Genomic DNA, 22,155 nt, shown 5'->3' on the forward strand with positions numbered 1-22,155 from the left:
AGTAGGGGCGACGTATTCCGCACGTTACAGCGGCTCAAAAGTGATCGCTTTTGCGGTAATTCAGGTGGCACCACGGGTATTATGCCCCGTCCTGTAGTTTCAGGACGGGGCTTTTTGTATTCCTGCTCGTCCTGTGCACATTAAATAATGAAAGGAAATGTTTATTATGAAGCACATCGATGTCAAGGAGATAATCTCCACTAAGGACTATGTAGGCAAGGAAGTTACAGTCTGCGGCTGGGTACGTACATCACGCAACTCCAAGAGCGTTGCTTTTGTTGAGGTAAACGACGGAACCTCTCTTAAAAACGTACAGGTCGTAGTTGACAAGGGCGACAGCGAGTACAAGGAGCCAAGAGTTGGTATGTCCGTAAAGGTAACAGGTACTGCTGTTGAGGGCAGAAACGAGACTGTTGAGATAAATGCTGTTCCCGACGGTATCACCGTACTGGGCGATGCTCCTACAGATTACCCCCTCCAGAAGAAGGGACACACACTTGAATTCCTCCGTACTATCCCTCACCTCAGAGGCAGAACGAATACTTTCAATGCAGTATGGCGTGTACGTTCAGTACTTGCTGCTGCTATACACGAGTACTTCCAGAAGAACAACTACGTTTACGTCAATACTCCCCTTATCACAGGCAGTGACTGTGAGGGAGCAGGCGAGATGTTTCAGGTAACTACTATCGGCTACAGCAAGGACTACAAGAGCGAGGAGGAGTACTACGCTGACGACTTCTTCGGCAAAAAGGCTGGTCTTTCCGTATCAGGCCAGCTTGAGGGCGAAATGGCTGCAATGGCTATGGGTAAGATATATACCTTCGGTCCTTCGTTCAGAGCCGAGAATTCCAATACTCCCAAGCACCTTGCCGAGTTCTGGCATATCGAGCCCGAGGTAGCCTTCGCAGAGCTTGACGACGTTATCGAGATAGCTGAGAATATGCTGAAATACGTTATCCGCAAGCTCCTTGATACCTGTCCAGATGATATGAAGTTCTTCGACGCTCACTTTGAAAAGGGACTTATCGCACGTCTTGAGGAGCTTATCTCCCACGACTTCGCAAGAGTAACATATACAGAGGCTATCGACCTTCTCAAGAAATCGGGCGAGAACTTCGTATACCCTGTAGAGTGGGGCTGCGACCTCCAGACAGAGCACGAGAGATACCTTTCTGAAAAGGTATTCAAGAAGGCTGTATTCGTAACAGACTATCCAAAGGAGATAAAGTCCTTCTATATGAAGCAGAATCCCGACGGCAAGACAGTTGCTGCTGTTGACCTCCTTGTACCTGGCGTCGGCGAGATAATCGGCGGCAGCGAAAGAGAGGCTGATTATGATAAGCTCATCGCTGCTATGAATGAGAGAAAGATGAACCTCGACCTCTACAGCGACTACCTCGACCTCCGCAAGTTCGGCTCAGTGCCTCACGGCGGCTTCGGTCTCGGCTTTGAGCGCCTTATCATGTATACAACAGGCATGGCAAATATTCGTGACGTAATACTGTTCCCAAGAACTGTAGGTTCTATCAGATAATATAACGGCTTTGCCGTTAAAAGTTTAGAGTTGAAAGTGGAGAGTTGAGAATTAATGTGTTCGCTTCGATCACGTTATTTAAATAATGTTGCCGTATGCGACACCACAACTCTAAACTCTGAACGCTCAACTAACAAACGTACAGCACAGAGGGCATCAATGGCGCTGTTCTCTGTTAAATATCAAGTAAAGGAAAGTGATCAATCATGTCAAAAAAGCTGTATATCCCCGAGGGCTATAAGTCCTCACTCACATTGAGAGAAACCCAGCACGCTATCAAGTACATCAAGGACATCTTCCAGCAGGCTCTGTCATTTGCACTTACTCTCGACAGAGTATCGGCTCCCCTTATCGTTAAAAAGGGCAGCGGTATCAACGACGACCTCAACGGCGTTGAGCGCAAGGTAGACTTTGACATAAAGGAGATCGCCGCAGAAGCAGAGGTGGTCCAGTCACTGGCTAAGTGGAAGCGTATGGCGCTCTATCGCTACGGCTACAGCGCAGGCGAGGGCATCTATACCGATATGAACGCTATCCGCCGCGATGACGATACAGACAATACACACTCGATTTTCGTTGATCAGTGGGACTGGGAAAAGGTCATCACAAGAGAGCAGAGAAATATCCAGTTCCTTAAAGATACGGTAAAGTCCGTAGTAAAGGCTATCGCTTATACAAAGCGCAAGGTAAGTCTCCGCTATCCTCAGCTTGCGGCAAAGGTATGCGACGAGCCATACTTCATCACAACTCAGGAGCTGGAGGATATGTACCCCGATAAGACAGGTCATGAGCGTGAGCGCCTTATCACTAAGGAGCACGGTACGGTATTCCTTATGGGTATCGGCGGAAAGCTATCAAGCGGTCAGAAGCACGACGGCAGAGCTCCCGACTACGATGACTGGTCACTCAACGGCGATATTCTTTTCTGGGACGAGGTGCTTGACGACTCTCTGGAAATATCATCAATGGGTATCCGTGTTGATGAGGTCTCACTTAAAAAGCAGCTTGCAGAGTGCGGAGCTGAGGACAGAATGCAGTACAAGTACCACCAGATGATAGCAGACGGCACACTTCCGCTTACTATCGGCGGCGGTATCGGTCAGTCAAGACTCTGTATGTTCCTTCTTGAAAAGGCTCATATCGGTGAGGTACAGTCCTCTATCTGGTCTGACGAGATGATAGAGAAGTGCGCAGAAAACGGAATCACACTGCTTTGATAATAAAAGAACTCCCGAAAGAAGTTATCTTTCGGGAGTTTTTGTGTTATTCGTCCTTTGTTTCAAAAAGGCTGCATATGAGGTATATCAGGTACATAATAATAGTAAACGCAATTATGGCGGTAAAGTAAGATACAAAAACCTTCTTTTCGCCGTTGTTTACTGCGGCGTTGAATCTCTCGTTATATGTTCCGTAGAGCAGATATCCCAGAGCTCCTGTCAGCAGAAGCGAAACAGGTGTATTCAGCGGCATTCTGTTATTGCCGAGTGTCTTCCTGAATGGGTGCAGATACCTCATTACAGTGAAATGACCTAAGAAAAATACAAGGATATATGCTCCTATGGGGAGTACTATCTTCAGAAAGACATCTTCGGTCTTTGAGCCCTCGGGACAGAAGAAATGCTGAATAAACTGATGTGATAAAGATGCAATTACTATTATCAGGAATACATATATTATCCAGAAGAAAACATAGCGCAGTGTTCTTGAATAGCGCGTCGTTAGAAGCACCGTCAGTACGACCATAAGCACGGTGCACAGGTCGGAGGCTGTCAGAGAATACGTTAATGCGCCCATTACTATTCCTGCGGTTATCTGCGGCAGAAGCTCATACAGGAATATTCCGCCTATGAGTATTACTGCGGCGCTTCCTATAAAAATGGCAATGCCAGCCTTTGAGTATACGTCGTCTCCGTATTTTTCAGCTATCTTTAGCAGGTTTGTCTGGCGGAAGAACCATATGAATGCAAGGGATATCAGCACCGATATAACAGCAGGTATAAGCACGATAAAGGACTTGTTCTTGGGGGCTTTGGCTTTTGCCTGAGCGCTGTAAGGAGCTGTGTTGCGGTAATCGCCGCGCCAGTTGTTATTGTAAGTCCGCGGAGGGATATATTGAGGTCTGTTGTTCTGATAGCCGCCGCTGTTATAAGCTTCGGTCTGATTATTCGGCTGTCCGTACTGCGGAGGGCCGTTCCATGAATTATTGACCTTTATGCCCTGCTTTACGTCGTATATCTTTTTCTCGAACCATTCGATATCTTTCTGACAGTAATTGATACATTGCTGGAAATTATTGGTATAATATTCAAGCATTTGCTGTTTTTCGGCGTCGTTACCGCTTTCCGTATCGTCGTCGTGGACAAAGAGGTTCCTTATTTTTCTTAATTTGTGAAGATGATTATTTTCCTCATCTGTTAGCCATTTGTTCTGATACAGAGAGTCGATCTTTTTCACTGCATCCAGGTTACTGGAAAGTCCTGCCTCTTCCAGAAGCGCGTTTATAATTTTTGCGAAGATATTCTTTGTTTTGCTGCCTGCTTCGTCGATATGATCTTCGTTGTAAAGCTCTATCATTCTGTTCAGATGAGAATGTAGCTCTTCGATCTCTTTTTCTATTACACTGTTATCCGCCATATATCCTCCTTAAATATAAAGTTTACAATATTGCCTATATATTGTCTCAATGATTCAGTTACTTAACAGTATAGCATAAATCCCTACAAAAATCAAACCATAAATTGCTTACAGAAACAAAAACCGACCATAAATACAATAAAAAGGGCTGCCAATGGCAGCCCTTACGCGGTTTATTCAGTTGTTGCAATGATTTGATATCAGCCTCTGAGCTCTGCGCCGATAGCACTGAGCGCTTTGAGTACACGCTTCATAGCGCCGTCAGCCTGCTCGTCTGTGAGTGTACCCTCATGTGAACGCATTGAGATAGAGTAAGCAATACTCTTCTTGCCGTTCTTCTTCATGTCGTCGCTGCGGTAAACATCGAAGAGAGTGACCTTTTCGAGTATCTTGCCCACAGCGCCCTTGATAGCCTTTTCAAGCTCTGCAACAGGCATATCCTCATCAACAAGAAGGCTGAGGTCACGGGTAGTTGCAGGGAACTTAGGCAGAGGCTGATAGGTTATCTTCTCTGCGGCAGATGCCATGAGCTCGGGGATATTGAGCTTTGCAACGTAGGTCTTTACGCCTATCTCATATGTCTCCTGTACCTCGGGGTGAACCTCGCCCATGATACCGAGGGGAGCGCCGTCCTTGAGGATAACTGCACTTCTGCCCGGGTGGAGAGCGTATTTCTCGTCGAATACGTCGCTGTCATCAGCGCGGATATATTCAACGTCGTCTATTTTGAGCTCTGAAAGTATCTGCTCGACCATGCCCTTTAAGGTATAGAAGTCAGCGTCACCGCCGTACATACCGATAGTGAGCTTCTGAGGCTCATCAGGGAGCGAGTAGCTGTACTTGTGCTTCTGCTTGCCGCTGTTTGCGAGAGTATCGCCGTTGATGAAGGGCTTTTCCTCCTGTGCAGGGAGGTACTCCTTAGCTATCTCAAAGAGACAAGCCTTGTCGTTTCTGTTGTTGTAGTTGAAAGAGAGAACGTCAAGCATTGAGGGAATGGTTGAAGTTCTCATAACGCTTGTGTCCTCGCCGAGAGGATTTACTATTTTTACTACCTTGCGGAGCTTGCTGTCCTGAGGTAAGCGTATCTTGTCGAAGTACTTAGGCGATACGAATGAGTAGGTAGCTATCTCATAGCCGCCGAGAGCAACAGCTGCATTTCTCAGAGTGCGGACGAACTTCTGCTCCTCAGTGAACTCAGCTCTTGCAACACCGCGGAAGTCAGTTGACGGGATATTGTTGTAGCCGTAGATACGTGCGACCTCCTCAGCAATATCAGCCTTGCAGCCAATATCTATACGGAATGAAGGAGCTATGACCTTACCGTTCTCAACCTTGAATTCAAGTCTTTCGAGATACTTTATCATATCTGCTTCTGAGATGTCAGTGCCGAGGAAATTATTTATCCACTCGGGGCTGAATTCTACAGCTGCGGGAGTTTTGTCTGTGTAGTCACAGTCGATGACAGTGTTGAGGACCTCGCCTGCGCCGAGCTCTTCAACGAGCTCAAATGCTCTCTTTAAGCAGGTCATTGAGATAAGTCTGTCAACTCCCTTTTCGTAGCGTGAGGAAGCATCTGACTTCAGACGGAGCTTCTTTGAGGTCTGTCTTACCTGAGTTGGCTCGAAGTAAGCCGACTCGAATACAACAGTGGTGGTATCGTCCATGATACCGCTGTATTCGCCGCCCATGATACCTGCAACGGCAACAGGCTTCTTTTCGTCAGCGATAACAAGCATATCGTCTGTGAGCTCACGCTCTACGCCGTCGAGAGTCATTATCTTCTCGCCGTTCTTAGCGTTGCGGACATTGATATGAGCGCCCTCAACGTAGCGGAGGTCAAATGCGTGCATAGGCTGACCGTATTCAAGCATTACGTAGTTTGTGATGTCAACGAAGTTGTTGATAGGACGAACACCGCTTGCACGAAGCCTCTCTCTCATCCATCTCGGAGAAGGACCTATCTTAACGTTCTTAACGATACCTGCGCAGTATCTCTGGCACTTTTCTGTGTTGTGTATATCCACCTTGAGCATTGAGTTGATGTCTCCGTCAACGCCCTTGAACTCGGGAGCTTTAACTTTAAGCACTGTGCCGTAGGTAGCGGCTGTTTCTCTTGCAAGACCGATAACGCTGAGGCAGTCGGGGCGGTTTGAGGTTATCTCGAACTCAACAGAAGTATCGTCAAGACCGATAGCAGTGTGTATATCCTCACCAAGCTTGCAGTCCTCCTCGATGACGAAAACGCCCTCGGGGTCTGCATATGGGAAGTCGTGAGCTGTGAGACCGAGAGTATCAAGTCCGCAGAACATACCGAAGCTCTCAACTCCGCGCATCTTGCACTTCTTTATCTTGCCCTCGGGGAGAACAGCTCCGTCAAGAGCAACGGGAACAAGGTCGCCATCCTTGACGTTCTTAGCGTTTGTAACTATCTGTATAGGAGCCTCTGCGCCGATGTCAACCTGACAAACGAACAGGGCGTCTGCATTTTCGTGAGGTCCCTTTGAGAGTATCTTGCCAACTACAACGCCCGAGATATTGCTTCCCTCTTTTTCGTAACATTCTACCTTAGAACCGCTCATTGTGAGGGCATGGCAGAAATCCTTTATAGGCATATCGGCTTTTACATAGTCGCCGAGCCATTTCATAGATAAATTCATATCTTTTTTCCTTTCTGATCAATTGAGTGAGGTCATTCCGGAGATCATATCATAAGCGCTGTCACGCATTTTTTTAGAGTTGAATGACATGAAATCCTTTTTATGAGCCGCATTGCTGTTTAGCTTGAAATTAATGATATATGTGTACGTTGAAAGCTTTCTTCCCTCGTTGTCTGAGTCGCGGATATCCGATGTTGAGATGTTCTTGATAGCGGATGTTCTGTAGGCTTTAAGCGAGCTAAGATTTACTATTATATCATCAGTTATGAAGTAATCTCCGTCATACTCATCGAAAACATATCTTTTATCAAACATTGCCGTTATTTCATTATTATCATATACGCCTACAGATGCCCACATTTTTTTAAGTCTCTTATCAGTCAGGAGCATGAGGCATATACCGACGATCATAACAGCTGCCGGAAGAAGCAGAGCGAAAAGCATAAACAGTTGTGAGCTGCCTTTTTTTGAATCAAGTATTACAGGAAGCATTATGGCTCCGCTCAGGATACCCAGAACTATAGCTATGATGCCTGCAATTTTGTTGTGTTTTTTCAGCTCGTTTACTTTTTTATCATATCCCATGCTCAGAACTGCTCTAAGAACCTCACATCGTTCTCATAGAGTAGACGGAGGTCGTTGATGTCGTAGCGTCCCATTACCATACGCTCAAGACCGAGACCGAATGCAAAGCCCGAATACTCCTCGGGGTCTATGCCGCAGTTCTCCAGCACCTTCGGGTGTACCATGCCTGCGCCGAGAAGCTCGATATAGCCCTCGTCCTTACACATTGAGCATCCCTTTCCGCCGCAGTTGAAGCAGCTTATATCGACCTCACAGCTTGGCTCGGTGAACGGGAAGTGGTGAGGACGGAAACGGAGCTTGCAGTCGTTGCCGTAGAGCTTCTTCATGAGCATTTCGAGAGTGCCCTTGAGGTCGCTCATTGTTATGCCCTTGTCAACTACGAGTCCCTCTATCTGGTGGAAGAGAGGGGAGTGAGTAGCGTCAACGGCGTCGGAACGGAAAACACGTCCGGGAGAGATGATACGGATAGGCGGCTTCTGGTTCTCCATAACGTGGACCTGTACGGAAGAGGTCTGTGTACGGAGGAGAACTGTCTCGTTTGTACCATCGATATAGAATGTATCCTGAGTATCTCTCGCAGGGTGGTCGGGAGGGAGGTTCAGAGCCTCGAAAACGTGGTAATCGTCGTCAATCTCGGGACCGTCGGCGATATTGAAGCCCATTCCGATGAATATCTCTCTGATCTCGTTCTCGACCTTAGTGAGCGGGTGGAGCTTTCCGAACGGAGCGTGTTTGCCGGGGAGGGTAATATCGATCTTTTCCTCTGCCAGCTTAGCAGCCTGTGCATTAGCTTTAAGTGAAGCGAGCTTGCTGCCGAGAGCTTTTTCGATGTCTGCTCTTGCCTTGTTTGCGCGCTGACCGATAACAGGTCGTTCCTTTGCTGAGAGCTTTCCCATTTGCTTCAGGATAGCAGTGAGCTCACCTTTTTTTCCGAGGAATTTTATCCTCAGGTCGTCCAGCGCCTTGATCTCGGTGCAGGAATCAAGCTCCTGCTTAGCCAGCGATTCGATTTTTTCAAGCTGTTCTTTCATTTTTTCACCTCAAAGAAATAGTGTAGGGGACGGCGTCCTCGACGTTCCGCCAATATCATTTTTTCGCCTCGTGGCGAGGGGCTGTCGAGGACGCCAGCCCTTACAAATAGTTTATGTGTCGTGACTAAATAAAAAAGTCCTGCCCTAAAGGACAAGACTTAAACCTTGCTTATACCACCTTTGGTCAGGAGAGCCGACACTCTCTTGTCTTTAACGCAGACCTGCGTCGCAGCCTACTACGCCGTATCTCTACAGCGATTCTGCCTTGCCCCTCGCAAGTGAACTTCGGTATGCACAGCTGCAGAGCGCTCTCACCTTTGCGCTCCTCTCTGAGGAAGCACGTACATACTTACTCTCTCGGTCATAGGGTTTATACATCAATTATATAGCTGAAATCAAAAAAAATCAAGTATTTTTTGAAAAAAAACTCATCTTGCCCAAAACTTGTGAAAAAGACATGAAGCAATTGGAAAAAATACAGTGAATTGTTGCAATCTGCCCAGCGAGCCGCTGGCGCCGACTCCGCGCAAAGATTTATGCGTAAGTTGAGAAACAGCTGCGAGTGATAATAGATGAAAGGCATATCTATGCGCGTGAAAGTGAGCCGCTGGCAGTCTGCATATCTAAGAACTAAGAAAGAAAATATGTGATATTTTCGCAGTTTCTGTTGATATTTTCGGAGAAATATGCTATTATATAAAGTACAGCTTCAATTTAAATAAATAATAAATGAACGGAGATAAAACAATGGATAATTTTGCAGAACAGCTGGTAAAAAAGAACGAAACGGCTTCTGACAGGGCAAGACGTGTAATGGTAATAGTTGTGGGCAGCCTCTTTACACTGGCACTTGCGGGGCTTTCTATACTCCAGCTCAGCAATCCTGTAATGTCACTGCTCGGCTTGGTGCTTGCGGCAACCGCAGGCTACGGAACCTATCATTACGTACAGAATACCTACGTTGAGTATGAATATACCTTCACCAACGGCGATCTGGACGTGGACAAGATAATCGCCAAGAAAAAGCGCCGTGAAATGCTCTCTACAAATATCCGCCAGTTTACCGATTTCGGCAAATACAATGACGGTATGGAGGAATCAGATGACATGACGGTCATACTTGCTACTGACAATATAGCTTCACATGAGTATTATGCTGATTTCAACGATGAAAATGTTGGTTCAGCAAGACTTATCTTCGCACCCGACGAGAGAATGCTCGAAAATATCAAAAAAGCACTTCCTGCTAAGCTGAGAAACAAGCAGCTTTAACGGGGGCATATAAAATATCAGTGTAAAAAGGGGAGGTCATTTATATGCAGATAGTTACACCAAAGCAAATGAGCAGACTTGAAGAGCGCTCCGAGAAGCTGGGCGTGTCCAAAAGACAGCTCATGGAAAATGCAGGCGTAAAGCTTGCGGAGCTCATTGAGAATTACTGCACCGCAGAGGCAAAGCTGAAGCCGGAGTACTGCTCGGTGGTATTCCTTGCAGGTACGGGAAATAACGGCGGAGACTGCTTCGCGGCGGCGAATATCCTTGTCTATAAGGGATACAGGATAACTATTATCCATATAGGCGGACTTCCAAAAACTGAGCTGGCTCAGGAAATGCTCAGCAGACTGCCCCGTGATAGGATAACCTTTATCGAGGGCTTCCGCAGCGGCAATGTTGAGGCGGCTATCGAGGCGGCAGAGCTTGACTATATGACAATACAGCCCAAAAACACTGACAGCTCTGACGGCAGGAAGGAGCACAATCCCCTTGATGATATACTCCTTGCCGAGAAGAACCGCATGGGGCTCATAAAGGGCGCTGTCGTAGGCGCACAGGTGCTGGTGGACGGCGTTTTCGGAACCGGCTTCCACGGACAGCTTGACAAGGATACAATGGGCATTTTCGGTATAGGCTCGGGAGCATACCGTATTGCGGTCGACGTCCCCAGCGGCGGAAACAGCTCCTCGGGAACAGCGGCTTTAGGCATATTCAAGGCTGACGAGACTATCACCTTCGGCTTTATCAAGTCGGGAATGTCACAGTTCCCGATGAAGAAATACTGCGGAAGGGTAACAGTCGCTGACATCGGTATCCCCGAGGAGGCACTGAAGATACTTGACGGCGAGCGGCACTATTTCCGTATCGAGAGGAATTTCCTCGCCTCATATCCGCCAAAGCGCAGCAGAGATGCGCATAAGGGCGATTTCGGAACTGTCCTCGTTATCGCAGGCAGCTCATCGATGCGCGGAGCTGCGGCATTTGCAGTGCTGGGAGCTCTCCGCAGCGGCGTGGGACTTGTACGACTTGCATCTGTTGAGAAATGCATAGATACCGTATCCGTGCTTGCTCCCGAGGCAACATTTCTGGAGCTCGACAGCGACGATTACGGCTATATGCTCTATGATACCAGCCGCGAGCCCCTTGAAGAAGCCATGAAAAAGGCTGATGCAGTAGTTATAGGCTGCGGCATGGGAGTAACTCCCGATACCATAGAGCTTACGAAATTTATAACTCAGAATGCTCCCTGTCCTGTAATTATCGACGCAGATGGAATAAACTGCATAGCTAAGGACATAGATATTTTAATGAAGAAGCGCACGGACATCATCATTACTCCCCATATGGGCGAAATGGCAAGACTTCTCAGCTGCGAAACCGAGATGATAGCCGAAAACAGGCTCATTGCCGCCGAGAAGTACGCTGAACAGTTCGGCATAACCGTTGTGCTCAAGGGAGCAGGCACTGTTGTGGCAGACAGCCACTCCACAGCCGCTAACCATACAGGCAACGCAGGCATGAGCGTCGGCGGCAGCGGCGATGTGCTGGCAGGCATGATAGGTGCTGCTGTTGCACAGGGCTGCGGTGTATTCGACGGAGCCTGCGCAGGCGTCTATATGCATGGACTTGCAGGCGATACGGCAGCTCAGAAGCTGGGCATGGAGGCTATGCTGCCGAGGGATATCATCAGCAATATCTCCGACGCTTTCGGCATTTTAAAGGAAAAGAAGAAAAATATGACCGTTTGAGCAGAGCACACTAATTACGGTCGGATGTGAAAATCATTATCATAACTCTATGGGAGCTGGTAACATGAAAAGGATATTCACATTCGTACTGACTATTGCTGCGGCGCTGTGTCTTGCAGCCTGCGCTGTGCCGACAGGGGGCGATAGCTCACGGAAAAACGGCCTCGGCTGTGCTTTTTCGGCAGCTGTGAGCATAACCCTTGACCGCCTTGAAGCCGAGGGTGAGATAAAGCGCTACGGCGAGGGCGTGTGGGAGATAGAATTCTCAGAGCCGAATACTCTCAGCGGCGTAAAGCTGGAATTCAGCGAGGGCAATGTGCTTGCGTCATACAAGGGGCTAAGCTTTTCAGTGCCTCAGTCGGCTGTGCCCGTTAAGGCTATGATGCTCAATCTCATCAAGGCTGTTGAGGACAACGCAAGGCTTGCGGAGCTCAGCGGCGAGGAGAGCGGCGGTATGCTGAAAATAAGCGGCAGTCTTGACGGCGGAGACTATACCCTTTCTGTTGATAAGGACGGTCTGCTCAGCGGCTTTGAAATGCCCAACAACAAGCTGACTATGAGATTTTCAGAGATGAAAACCGCTGAGACAGCCATAGAGCAGAGGACTTCCGTTACTTCTGCGGAGACCGCAGAAGCCGTGGAAACAACTGCTGCTGACACAACATCATCTGAACAGTAAAAGCAAACCGCAGGCATGACCTGCGGTTTTTGGCGGTATGATGTTTATTTAAGGAAGTCCGTCAGCGAAGACGTTCCTCCTGTTGCGGTGAACGCATAATAGGAAAGAAGCTCCGATGCGTCAAGAGCATTTACAGCTCCGTCCTTGTCAACGTCAAGATGCTTGAGCTGTTCGGCAGAATAAACCGCGTCCTTTTGAGTCTGTATCGCAGAGTAAAGGCTAAGGGCTTCTGATGCGTCAAGGGCGTCTATCTTATAGTCGCCGTTGCCGTCGCCGAGGCTTATGATGTATGGAGAAACGTCAAAGCCGACCTGCTCTGAGTACTCCTTTACGGATACGGGAAATGCCCAGCCAAGAGCTTCGTCCTCCACAAAAATGACAGGTGTTATACGGTTTCCCTGACTTTTGGCAATGTCATAGAGGCTAACGCCGCTGTAAAGCTCCATTGTGGGGTTCTCCCAGAAATGTTTCTTATCCAGCTGTGATTTTACCTTGCTTATATCGTCCTTGCTCTTTAAGCCGTAGACCACAAGATAATCGGTCCTGTTGTCCATGCCTGCGTTTAATACAACATCGAACTTAACATAGTCATCGCAGAGAGATTTGCCGTCTGTGCTGCGGGTGTAGGCATTGAGGATTTCTTCCTTTTTTTCAAGAGCGTCTGCAATGTCAGTGGCAGGCTGGAGGTCAGGCGGTGTATAGAGGTTTACCTCGGTTATTATGTCCATATCAACAGCCTTTTTGTACTGCTCGTCCGTGAGAGAACATACTATAGACGGGGTAAACTGGCTGCACCATGCGGCGGAGGGCTCAACACCAAGCTCGCTGAGTATCTCAGCGGACTTTTCTGCGAAGGCTTCCTTCAACATTTCCAGTCTTATGCTCTGATAGTAATCGGTCACAAGTCTTTCGATAGTTCTTGCGTCCTTTTCGGTATCATAGAGTGAGTACTCATAATCATGAGCCTTTTGGTTGGCGACAGAGTCGATCTCTGATGTATTGATATTCTTGTAGAATATCCAGTAATTTTTTGTCTGTTCGCTTTCTGTCGATACACTGCTGACTGGTTCGGCGTTTTCTGCTGTAACGCAAGTAGGAACAGCCGTTAAAGCCGATAATGTCACTGCCGCTGTAATAGCAGCTGAAAACAGCCTTTTTTTCATAAGATGACCTCCTTTAATCATATTTTATATGTTTACTTTCCTTTGTTATCTGAGCTTTTTGCTTCTCTACTAATTAGACGTTTGAAACAGCGGATACTCTCACTTATTTCCGAAAATAATTTTGATTTGTAGGTATTTACAAAATACGCTGTTATATATATATATATATATTTGTGCAGGTATACAGCCGCTGACAAATAATGGCGGTTGCAGGATAAGTGGATTTGTGGTATAATTTTATATATTACTTTTCGGGAGGTCGGCAATGAAAAAGAGATACAGCATCCCCCTTATATTGATAGGTCTGATGATAATTCTTAACATTACAGCACGTTTAAGCCGTCCATTTGCGGACTTTTACGTTACAAGGATATTTCCTGTAATATCGAACTGCATATCATTCATAAGCGGACTTCTGCCGTTTTCACTGGGAGAAATGCTGACAGTTGCCGCTGTAGCTCTGGTATTAACGGGTATACCGCTGTTTCTGCTGCTGCTCATATTCGCAAAGGGCAAACGCAGGAAAATAGCTGCTTTCACAGGCACATTCGTCCTGTGGATAATCTGCTACATAACCGTGACCGAGACTATGAACTGCTTCATAATGTACCATTGTACGCCCTTTGCCGAGAAATATTTCCCTGATTCCCATGAGCATACCGACGAGGAGATAACTGAGCTCTACGCCTCACTGATAATGAAGTGCAATGAGCTTGCAAAGGAGGTGCCCCGTGACGAGGACGGCTGCTTTACGCTTACCTGCGACTTCAAAAGCGAAGCGCGGACTGCCATGAAACGGGCAGGCGAGAGGTATCCTCAGCTCCGCGGCTATTATCCCAAGCCCAAGCCCATACAGTTCTCATATTTTATGAGCCAGTCCAATCTGACGGGAATATATCTTCCCTACACCGTTGAAGCCAACTACAACGACGATATGGTAAAGGCAAATCTGCCGTCAACGGTGTGTCACGAGCTTGCCCATTTAAAGGGCTTTATACAGGAGGACGAGGCGAATTTCCTGTCCTTTGCGGCAGCTACAGGCAGCGATAATGTTGAGTTTCAGTATTCGGGCTATCTTGACGCGCTGGAGTACGTACATAACGCAGTATGGGACAACGGAATAGGAGAAGCAATGTCTCTTTCTGACAATATATCCGATGAGGTGCTCCGCGACTGGTTCAGATTCATGCCCGAGAATTACTGGGAGGAGAATGCGTCAAAGGAAGTCATCTCCACTGAAAAAGTAAGCGAAGCCTCCACTGCGGCGTTAGATACCAATATAAAAATGAACGGCAGAGGCGACGGCATCAGAGCCTACGGAATGGTGGTTGATCTGCTGCTGGATTATTATTATCCGTAATAACACATAGCAGTTTTTTATATAAGAAATATCATTTGAAAAACAAAGGAGAAGAAAAATGAAAAAAATTGCAGGAATCATCGCATTAACAACTGTATTATGCGCATTTACAGGCTGCGGAAATACAAAAGGCGATAGAGCTTCGGAGACTTTATCGGAAACAACATCGGCTGTGCAGGATACCACAGCTGCCGAAACTACAGAAGCGGTTACAGAAGCGGCTTATTACAGCTCATATGAGGAGCTGGTAAAGGATTTCGTTGAGGCGTATGCGGCAAATGACCGCAAAAAGACTCTTTTTATGCAGTATCCCGACAGCTGCGCGGATATAATCAAGGTAACTATGAAGGGCGATAATGCAGGAGAAGACGACGGTATTTCCATAGGCGGCGATATATCCGAGGAAGAAGCAATAACCTCTTTGCAGTATAAGCTGTATGAGGATTATAGAGAGGACAAAAAGGTCACATTTCTTGGTATCGTCAGTGCAGAGGAGCTTTGGCGCTCTGAAGCAGATACGATCACGCAGAACTGGGGTGTTATGAAAGGTCTCGAAAGAAGCATAAAGGAACACGGCGGTCCCGATAATATGAACCGATTTGAGCTCGACGAGATAGAGTCTGACCTTATGGGGGAGGACCATACAGGAGATTTTGAGTTCATAGAAGGTTATCATGTCACTTTTGAGATAAAGGACGACAGCACAGGTGAGGTTTCGCAGGGCATGATGAATGTTTTTATGATGAAGGGCGAGAGCTGGAAGGTGAGTGTTCTTGACGCTGACGGCAATGTCATACGCGACAGGCGCAGTTCTTCGGATGCTGTGTTGAGCTCGCTAAATAGGGCACTGAATACCGTTCTTGTTGAATTGGACGAGGAAAATAATTTTGCGGTGACACAATCTGAGATACCTTTTATAGTAGGCTCTGATGACAGCTTCAGCATTAATACTCCCGAAAGCTTGGATACATCATATTTCAGGCAGAGAACAGGCTTATACATGAGCGGTATATCCGAGCTTGAATGGTTTGCTGTGATATATAAAGGTGCGGCTGTATACTGCGCTGTCGACAATGCAGACAGAACGGGGGGTGTAGGCACTTATCCGCCGAATGTTGCATTTAACAGCATAGATGAGAGCGGTTCGGCTGTTTATGACGAAAATCCCGAGCAGAAAACACTGAATGAGCTTTATGATGTCTGCGCTGAAGCTGTTGGGAAATAATACCGTCGTCTGCATATAATGTCTTGTCTCAGAATATGATTAAAGTATCAAATATCGGAGGTAAGACCATGCAGGACAAGACTGTAAAACAAAACCACAATATGATACTCGAAAACCGCAAAAGCTTGAGTATTTCGGGAATAACCGACGTTGACAGCTTCGACGAGAGGGAGATAGTCCTCTACACTCAGCTGGGAGAGCTGACCATTCAGGGGCGTGAGCTCCACATCGACGCCATGAGCGTTGAAACGGGAGATATGGCAATAACAGGCGATATATGGGCACTTATCTACGGCGACAAGGACAAGAAGGGACCTATATCCGCTCTTGGAAAGCTGTTCCGATGACTATTCCCGAGACCTATTTCACCGTCAGCGAGGAGCTCCGATTATTCGGGCTTTCCTGCCTTCTGGGAGCTTTTGTCGGCGTGGCTTATGATGTGCTTCGCGTCCTGAGACTTATGTTGCCCCACAACAGCTTTCTTGTGGCAGCTGAGGATGTCGGCTTTCTCGGACTTTACGCGGTGGCTCTGACAGCCTTTTCAAATGCCGCCGCAAGGGGAGAGATGCGGCTTTATTTCGCTGTGGGAAGTGTGATCGGCTTTACTCTGTATTTCTTCACTGTGGGAAAAGCCGTCAACTCAACTCTGCGCAAGCTTTTTTCATTGCTGGGAGCTGTTATAAAGCTGATTTTCAGACCGATAGGAGCATTTTTTGCACTTCTTCGTGCAAAAGCTAATGTTAAATTTGTAGGAAATCTCCAAATTATTGTTAAACCATATAAAAAAATAAAAATAGTATTGCTAAACAGGCGGCTTCTGTTGTATAATAAAATGGCAAATAAAAAGAGAAAGAACGTGAACAGCGTTGCGAAAAAAATTGAAACACGAAAAACAGAGAAAAAAAGGTCTGTTCAACGGCGCTCTCGTTAAGTTAGCCGCAGTTGCGGTGTTTATCGGCTGCGTGGTGCTTTATGTTACAACTAATAAGGACTGCGAAGCAAAGGAAGAGCAAATGACGCGGATACAGACTAAAATAGACGCATATGAGACCGAAAATGCCGAGCTGCAGCGTGTCCTTAGCAGTGATGACCTGAAGGAATATATGGAAAAGGTCGCACTTGAGAAGAGAGGCTATGCCTATCCCGACGAGCGCAGATTCTACGACACGACAAGGGATTAATAGGATCCGAGCGATCCATAAAAAGGAGTTATAAATATTTATGCAGCTGGAAATAGGTAAGGTTTACAACGGAAAGGTCAAGGGAATCACACAGTACGGAGCTTTCGTGGATATTGAGGGCGGAGGTACCGGTATGGTGCATATTTCCGAGATAGCCAATACATATGTAAACGATATCCGCGAACATCTTACAGAAGAGCAGGAAGTTAAGGTCAAGGTAATCGGTATCAATGAGGCAGGAAAGGTGAGCCTTTCTATAAAAAAGGCTTCCGAGAACGGTGATGCACAGCCTCGTCAGCGCCGCTTTGACAAGGGACAGGGCAAGTTTGAAAAGGGCGATAAGAACGGTGAAAAGTTCGACAAGGGCGAGCGCAGCTTTGATAAGGGCGATAAGAATAACGAACGTCCGCAGCGCAGCAAGCCTGTGATATGGGAGCCTAAAAAGCAGATACCGCCGTCAGAGATGACCTTTGAGGATATGATGTCGCGCTTCAAGCAGACCAGTGAGGAGCGTATGTGCGACCTCAAGCGCAGTACCGACAGAAAGAACGGTACAAGAAGAAAGTAAAGCAGAGCCGTCCGTTTGGGCGGCTTTTTTGCACTAAAATGAATATCTGATGCACTTTTTTGCCGCGATTGTTGCTATTTTTGGATTAGTATGTTATAATAATATAAATCATAATTTAACGCCTTTGGCGTCCCGAAAAATTGGTATTGTAGGGGCGAACATTGTTCGCCCGTGTCAAAATTGATGTGTATGTTTGCGGGCGCACATTGTGCGCCCCTACATCATTAAATTTTGATTTATAACATACATGGAGACTTAAATGGACGAATATATGAATGAGGAACTGCGCGAAAAGCCGAATCATGCCCATTATCCAATATGCCGCGGCAGGCTTGATGCCATCGGAAAAAACTCCCTCAGAATATTTTTTTATACACTGATCGTCGGTCTGATAATGGGCTTTTTTTCTGTTCTCTGCGTACCTATGCACGTTATCGGCTGGATACCGATGATATTCAACAGTGAGGAAATAAGCAAGGGCGCCTTCAATGTAAGCTTCGGCTTCGGATTTGCTCAGGTGCTGTGCTGTGCTGCTTTGATCGTTTTTGCAGTCCTGAACCTGGGAAAACGCAAGGTTTTCGGTTTGGTATTGTCTTTGATATACATTGTTCTCACAATAAGCTCGCTTCTTGCAACGCTTACGGGCTTTGATGTGATCACTGCTATAATAGGCATTATGGGGATTTATTATTGCCGCAATGCTCTCAAGGATAAGCGCGACTATGAGCAGCTCTCAAATACAGAGGGCTTTCCCATGTTCAGCGTTATCGTTGCCGAATACGATGACCAGAAGGAACAGCAGAATTACCTGCATACAAAGCAGGGAAAGGATTATTTTGATAAGATGAGCAGGCAGAGCACAGCTACTGCTGCTGTGCCTGTCAATATTTCCCAAAGCTATGCGATGCCGCAGAATGGTCTCGGCGATATGCCCGAGCTCAACACAGCAGGAATATCACGTTCGGTTGCCTCGGAGGGCTTGTTCAAGCCAAAATCAGGAAAAGAGGGAACTATTTCCTTCAGCCCGTTAAAACTCAGATAAGGGGGATATTACTATGTTTGCAAAGGTTTCAAGTCTCGGGCTTTTCGGGCTTAACGCCTTTCCCGTAGATGTAGAGATAGATATCAGCCGCGGAAATCCGATGTTTGAGATAGTCGGACTGCCCGATACTGTTGTCAGAGAGAGCCGCGAGCGTATCCGCGCCGCACTGAGATCATGCAGTATCAGCTTCCCTGTGGCTTCGGTAATGATAAATCTTGCTCCCGCTGACACAAAAAAGAGCGGCTCAGTTCATGATATGGCGATATTTATGGCTGTCCTCCGCGGTATGAGAATGATAACCGAGGATACCGACGGCTGCTCATTCATCGGAGAAATATCCCTCAACGGCGATATACGCCGCATAAACGGAGTTCTTCCTATGGTCATGCTTGCCCGTGAGACAGGGGTAAAGTCGGTGTTCGTGCCTGCTGATAACGCAAAGGAGGCTTCTGTTATCGACGGGGTGGATATTTACGCTGTTCACAACGCTGAGGAGCTTATCCGACATTTCCGAAATGAGGAGCTCCTTGTGCCCTGCGAGCACTATATACCGCCCGAAGCTGCGTACAACGAGCCTCTGGATTTTGCTGACGTAAGAGGTCAGCAGTCTGCGAAAAAAGCTCTGGAAATAGCCGCAGCAGGCGGACACAATGCCCTGCTCATAGGTTCGCCGGGAAGCGGAAAGAGTATGCTTGCAAAGCGTATGCCGTCAATACTTCCGCCCCTTACCTTTGAGGAAGCTCTCGAAACTACGAAAATACATTCAATTTCGGGATTACTTACTCCCGAAATGCCCATAATAACAAAAAGACCTTTCCGCTCACCGCACCATACTATCTCGTCGGCAGGTCTTGCAGGCGGCGGAACAGTCCCTCACCCCGGTGAGGTGTCCCTCGCTCATAACGGACTATTGTTTCTGGACGAGCTTGCGGAGTTTGACCGCAAGACACTGGAGATACTCCGTCAGCCCTTAGAGGACAGAAAGGTGACTATCGCCCGTGCATCGGGAACGGTGACCTATCCCTGTACGATAATGCTCATTGGAGCTATGAATCCATGTCCCTGCGGATATTACGGACACCCTAAGAGAAAGTGCATATGCCCTAAAAATAAGGTCACAGGCTATCTTTCAAAGATATCGGGACCGCTCCTTGACCGTTTTGACCTCCATATCGAGGTAGCTCCCGTAGAGTTCGGAGACCTTGCTTCAAAGGCAAAGGAGGAGAGCTCGGCTGAGATAAGAAAGCGTGTTATAGCGGCAAGAGAGATTCAGAAGGAGCGCTTCAGAGACACGGGTATAACCTGCAATGCCCTGATAACTCCCGATAAATTGCAGGAATTCTGTCCGATGGACGAGGCGGCGGAAAAGCTTATGAAGAATGTATTTGACAGGCTCGGACTCAGTGCGAGAGCCTACGACAGGATACTGAAGGTAGCACGTACTATCGCGGATATAGATGGCTCTGAGGTCATACAGAAGCAGCACGTTGCCGCAGCGGCACAGTTCCGCAGCCTTGACCGCAAATACTGGAACGAGTGACATGGCAGGACTGATTTGCACATTAGACCGTGTTCTGAAAAACAAAAAGAAAGAAAAATTAAGGAGAAACAATGAAATCGGCATTCAAAAAATTACCCTCGGGTAAGCACAGTATCGACGGAGGACTGCTCTTTGCGGTAACACTATGCGCCGCTATCAGTACTCTGCTGATATACTCTATCACATACAACAAGGTATTGGAGACCGTTGGCTCAAGCTACTGGAAAACACAGGCGTTTTCTATGGGTGCAGGCATTGTGGCTGCGGTGATAATCTCCTTTATCGATTACCGCAAGCTTGTTAAGCTGTGGGTGGTATTCGTTCCCGTAGCACTGGCGCTGACAGCCCTGACCTTTACGTCGCTGGGTTACAGGCGTGAGGGCGCGGACGATCAGGCGTGGCTCAACCTCGGATTTATCCAGTTCCAGCCCTCAGAGGTGCTGAAGCTGGCGTTCATACTGACTTTTGGCTATCACCTCTCCCGTGATGAGGAGGAGATGAACAAGCCCCTGCATATGCTGCTGATAATTATACACGGTATGATACCCATTGGTATCGTCGGTTTGCAGGGCGACTACGGAACGGCTATAGTTTTCGCAGGAATATTCGCGTTTATGATATGCTCTGCAAAAATATCTTGGAAATACCTCGTTGCAGCGCCCTTTTTTGTGGCGGCAGGAGTAGCTGCCATGTGGTTCTTCATGCTCAGCGAGTTCCACAAAAAGCGTATACTCATACTCTTTCACCCGGGTACTGATCCCGAGTATATCGAGTATCAGCAGGATCTCGGCCTTGCGGCTCTGAAATCAGGAGGAGTTTTCGGCAAGGGGCTTTTCGGCAAGCCTGATGACTACATCACCGTTCCCGAGATACACAACGACTTTATTTTTACCTATGCAGGTCAGGTTTTCGGCTTTATCGGCACTGTGGGACTTGTTATAATCCTCGCCTATATCTGTCTGAAGATATTCGGAGACAGCCGCGTTTGCCGCGATCATCTGGGAAAATTCATCTGCATGGGTGCATTCGGGCTTATCCTTACCCACTGTATCATGAATATCGGAATGGTGCTCAAGGTAGCTCCTGTTATCGGAGTTCCGCTGCCATTCCTCAGCGCAGGCGGTACGGCTATGATAAGTATGTATGCTATAATCGGACTTGTTCTCAGCACCTACAGCCACAGAGCTGTTAATTACAATGTTTTCTATGACGAGGACGAAGATGAATAAGAAAGGGCGCTAAAGCGCTCTTTTTTTATGCAGGAGTTATCTGCTCTTTCATATATGCTCCCAAAAGCCTGCGTTTTCAACGTAAATGCATTGAATATGAATAAATTTAAAAATAAAATTGTAGCACTGCATAAATCAGACACAGCCAATTTGTGAAAAATCGCCACAAAAATTTGCAATTATCTCCAATATGTATGGCTATGGTTGACAAATTCTTATATATGGAGTAAAATAATAATATCTATATATATGTCAGGAGGGCTGTATATGAAGAAGACTAAAAAGACTGCTCTTATGGCTGCTATCCTTTCAGGAGCGGCTGTGCTCGGAGGCTGCGACCACGGCAGCGATAATGTTCAGGACGTTTACGGACCGCCTGTAACCGAAGCTGCGACAGTCGTTACAGAGCCGATGCAGACGGAATACGGCGCTCCTGAGGCTGAGGAGGTCACATCTTCTGCCACAACTACAGCTGCTTACGATCCGTCAAAGGATATTGTTGAGGAGATTTATGGTCCGCCTGTAACAGAAAATAAAGATATAGAAGAGGAAACAAAGCCGTATGCTCCCGAGGAGGACAAGATACAGCTGGTATATGGGCCGCCCGAAAGCTTTGGACAGTAGAATTGCACAATAAGGAGCATAATTATTTGTGCACGCCTACAAAGTTTGAAGCGACAGAAAAAACTTATATGTTTCAG

The 22,155-nt window shown here is 47.1% G+C and carries 20 protein-coding genes; 15 read left to right on the forward strand and 5 right to left on the reverse strand.

The window, feature by feature from the left end:
- Positions 1–166: 166 nt before the first annotated feature.
- Both asnS and asnA read left to right on the forward strand, forming a co-directional pair.
- Positions 167–1,537, forward strand: coding sequence for an asparagine--tRNA ligase (asnS, locus tag K5677_RS04040; protein ID WP_296724964.1), 1,371 nt, complete (start codon positions 167–169; stop codon positions 1,535–1,537).
- A 206-nt stretch (positions 1,538–1,743) separates the two neighbouring features.
- Entirely contained in the window at positions 1,744–2,754 is a 1,011-nt protein-coding gene (asnA, locus tag K5677_RS04045) for an aspartate--ammonia ligase (protein ID WP_296724966.1), read from the forward strand.
- Positions 2,755–2,800: 46 nt separating this feature from the next.
- Here asnA and K5677_RS04050 read toward each other — a convergent pair whose 3' ends face one another.
- From K5677_RS04050 to pheS, 4 genes are all read right to left on the reverse strand, one after another.
- Positions 2,801–4,171 carry a hypothetical protein gene (locus K5677_RS04050; protein ID WP_296724969.1) on the reverse strand — a complete coding sequence of 457 codons (1,371 nt, stop codon included), beginning with the start codon at positions 4,169–4,171 and terminating at the stop codon, positions 2,801–2,803.
- Positions 4,172–4,371: 200 nt separating this feature from the next.
- Positions 4,372–6,828, reverse strand: a complete 2,457-nt coding sequence (gene pheT / locus K5677_RS04055) for a phenylalanine--tRNA ligase subunit beta (protein ID WP_296724971.1) — start codon at positions 6,826–6,828, stop codon at positions 4,372–4,374.
- An 18-nt stretch (positions 6,829–6,846) separates the two neighbouring features.
- Positions 6,847–7,413: a hypothetical protein gene (locus K5677_RS04060; protein WP_296724973.1), complete on the reverse strand. Its 567-nt coding sequence runs from the start codon at positions 7,411–7,413 to the stop codon at positions 6,847–6,849.
- Positions 7,414–7,415: 2 nt separating this feature from the next.
- Positions 7,416–8,444, reverse strand: a complete 1,029-nt coding sequence (gene pheS / locus K5677_RS04065; protein WP_296724975.1) for a phenylalanine--tRNA ligase subunit alpha — start codon at positions 8,442–8,444, stop codon at positions 7,416–7,418.
- 747 nt (positions 8,445–9,191) lie between these two features.
- On the opposite strand from pheS, the gene K5677_RS04070 reads away from it, so the two are divergent.
- From K5677_RS04070 to K5677_RS04080, 3 genes are all read left to right on the forward strand, one after another.
- The gene (locus tag K5677_RS04070; RefSeq protein ID WP_296724978.1) at positions 9,192–9,716 is read left to right on the forward strand and encodes a hypothetical protein; all 525 of its coding nucleotides are present in this window, start codon (positions 9,192–9,194) and stop codon (positions 9,714–9,716) included.
- Between the two features lie 44 nt (positions 9,717–9,760).
- Positions 9,761–11,467: an NAD(P)H-hydrate dehydratase gene (locus tag K5677_RS04075; protein WP_296724981.1), complete on the forward strand. Its 1,707-nt coding sequence runs from the start codon at positions 9,761–9,763 to the stop codon at positions 11,465–11,467.
- A 64-nt stretch (positions 11,468–11,531) separates the two neighbouring features.
- Positions 11,532–12,146 (forward strand): hypothetical protein, encoded by a 615-nt coding sequence (locus tag K5677_RS04080; RefSeq protein WP_296724983.1) that lies wholly within the window; start codon positions 11,532–11,534, stop codon positions 12,144–12,146.
- A gap of 44 nt (positions 12,147–12,190) precedes the next feature.
- On the opposite strand, the gene K5677_RS04085 is transcribed toward K5677_RS04080, so the two are convergent.
- Positions 12,191–13,309, reverse strand: a complete 1,119-nt coding sequence (locus K5677_RS04085; protein ID WP_296724985.1) for a dockerin type I domain-containing protein — start codon at positions 13,307–13,309, stop codon at positions 12,191–12,193.
- Positions 13,310–13,574: 265 nt separating this feature from the next.
- On the opposite strand from K5677_RS04085, the gene K5677_RS04090 reads away from it, so the two are divergent.
- The 10 genes from K5677_RS04090 to K5677_RS04135 all read left to right on the forward strand — a co-directional run bounded on the left by K5677_RS04090 (position 13,575) and on the right by K5677_RS04135 (position 22,078).
- A complete protein-coding gene (locus K5677_RS04090) occupies positions 13,575–14,669 on the forward strand; it encodes a DUF3810 domain-containing protein (protein ID WP_296724987.1) in 1,095 nt (364 codons plus the stop codon).
- Between the two features lie 58 nt (positions 14,670–14,727).
- A complete protein-coding gene (locus K5677_RS04095; RefSeq protein WP_296724989.1) occupies positions 14,728–15,894 on the forward strand; it encodes a hypothetical protein in 1,167 nt (388 codons plus the stop codon).
- Positions 15,895–15,962: 68 nt separating this feature from the next.
- On the forward strand, positions 15,963–16,241 hold the full coding sequence (gene yabP / locus K5677_RS04100; RefSeq protein WP_296724991.1) for a sporulation protein YabP: 279 nt from the start codon (positions 15,963–15,965) through the stop codon (positions 16,239–16,241).
- The gene (yabQ, locus tag K5677_RS04105; protein WP_296724994.1) at positions 16,238–16,825 is read left to right on the forward strand and encodes a spore cortex biosynthesis protein YabQ; all 588 of its coding nucleotides are present in this window, start codon (positions 16,238–16,240) and stop codon (positions 16,823–16,825) included. Before yabP ends, yabQ begins: the two co-directional genes overlap by 4 nt.
- Positions 16,773–17,075, forward strand: a complete 303-nt coding sequence (locus K5677_RS04110) for a hypothetical protein (protein WP_296724997.1) — start codon at positions 16,773–16,775, stop codon at positions 17,073–17,075. The genes yabQ and K5677_RS04110 overlap by 53 nt, the downstream gene beginning before the upstream one ends.
- 40 nt (positions 17,076–17,115) lie before the next feature.
- On the forward strand, positions 17,116–17,643 hold the full coding sequence (locus K5677_RS04115) for a S1 RNA-binding domain-containing protein (RefSeq protein WP_296724999.1): 528 nt from the start codon (positions 17,116–17,118) through the stop codon (positions 17,641–17,643).
- Between the two features lie 259 nt (positions 17,644–17,902).
- Entirely contained in the window at positions 17,903–18,685 is a 783-nt protein-coding gene (locus tag K5677_RS04120) for a hypothetical protein (protein ID WP_296725001.1), read from the forward strand.
- Between the two features lie 13 nt (positions 18,686–18,698).
- Positions 18,699–20,225: a YifB family Mg chelatase-like AAA ATPase gene (locus K5677_RS04125; protein ID WP_296725004.1), complete on the forward strand. Its 1,527-nt coding sequence runs from the start codon at positions 18,699–18,701 to the stop codon at positions 20,223–20,225.
- A gap of 71 nt (positions 20,226–20,296) precedes the next feature.
- Positions 20,297–21,454 (forward strand): FtsW/RodA/SpoVE family cell cycle protein, encoded by a 1,158-nt coding sequence (locus K5677_RS04130; protein ID WP_296725006.1) that lies wholly within the window; start codon positions 20,297–20,299, stop codon positions 21,452–21,454.
- Between the two features lie 267 nt (positions 21,455–21,721).
- A complete protein-coding gene (locus K5677_RS04135; RefSeq protein WP_296725007.1) occupies positions 21,722–22,078 on the forward strand; it encodes a hypothetical protein in 357 nt (118 codons plus the stop codon).
- Positions 22,079–22,155: the final 77 nt, after the last annotated feature.

It is taken from the genome of Ruminococcus sp., assembly GCF_024684275.1.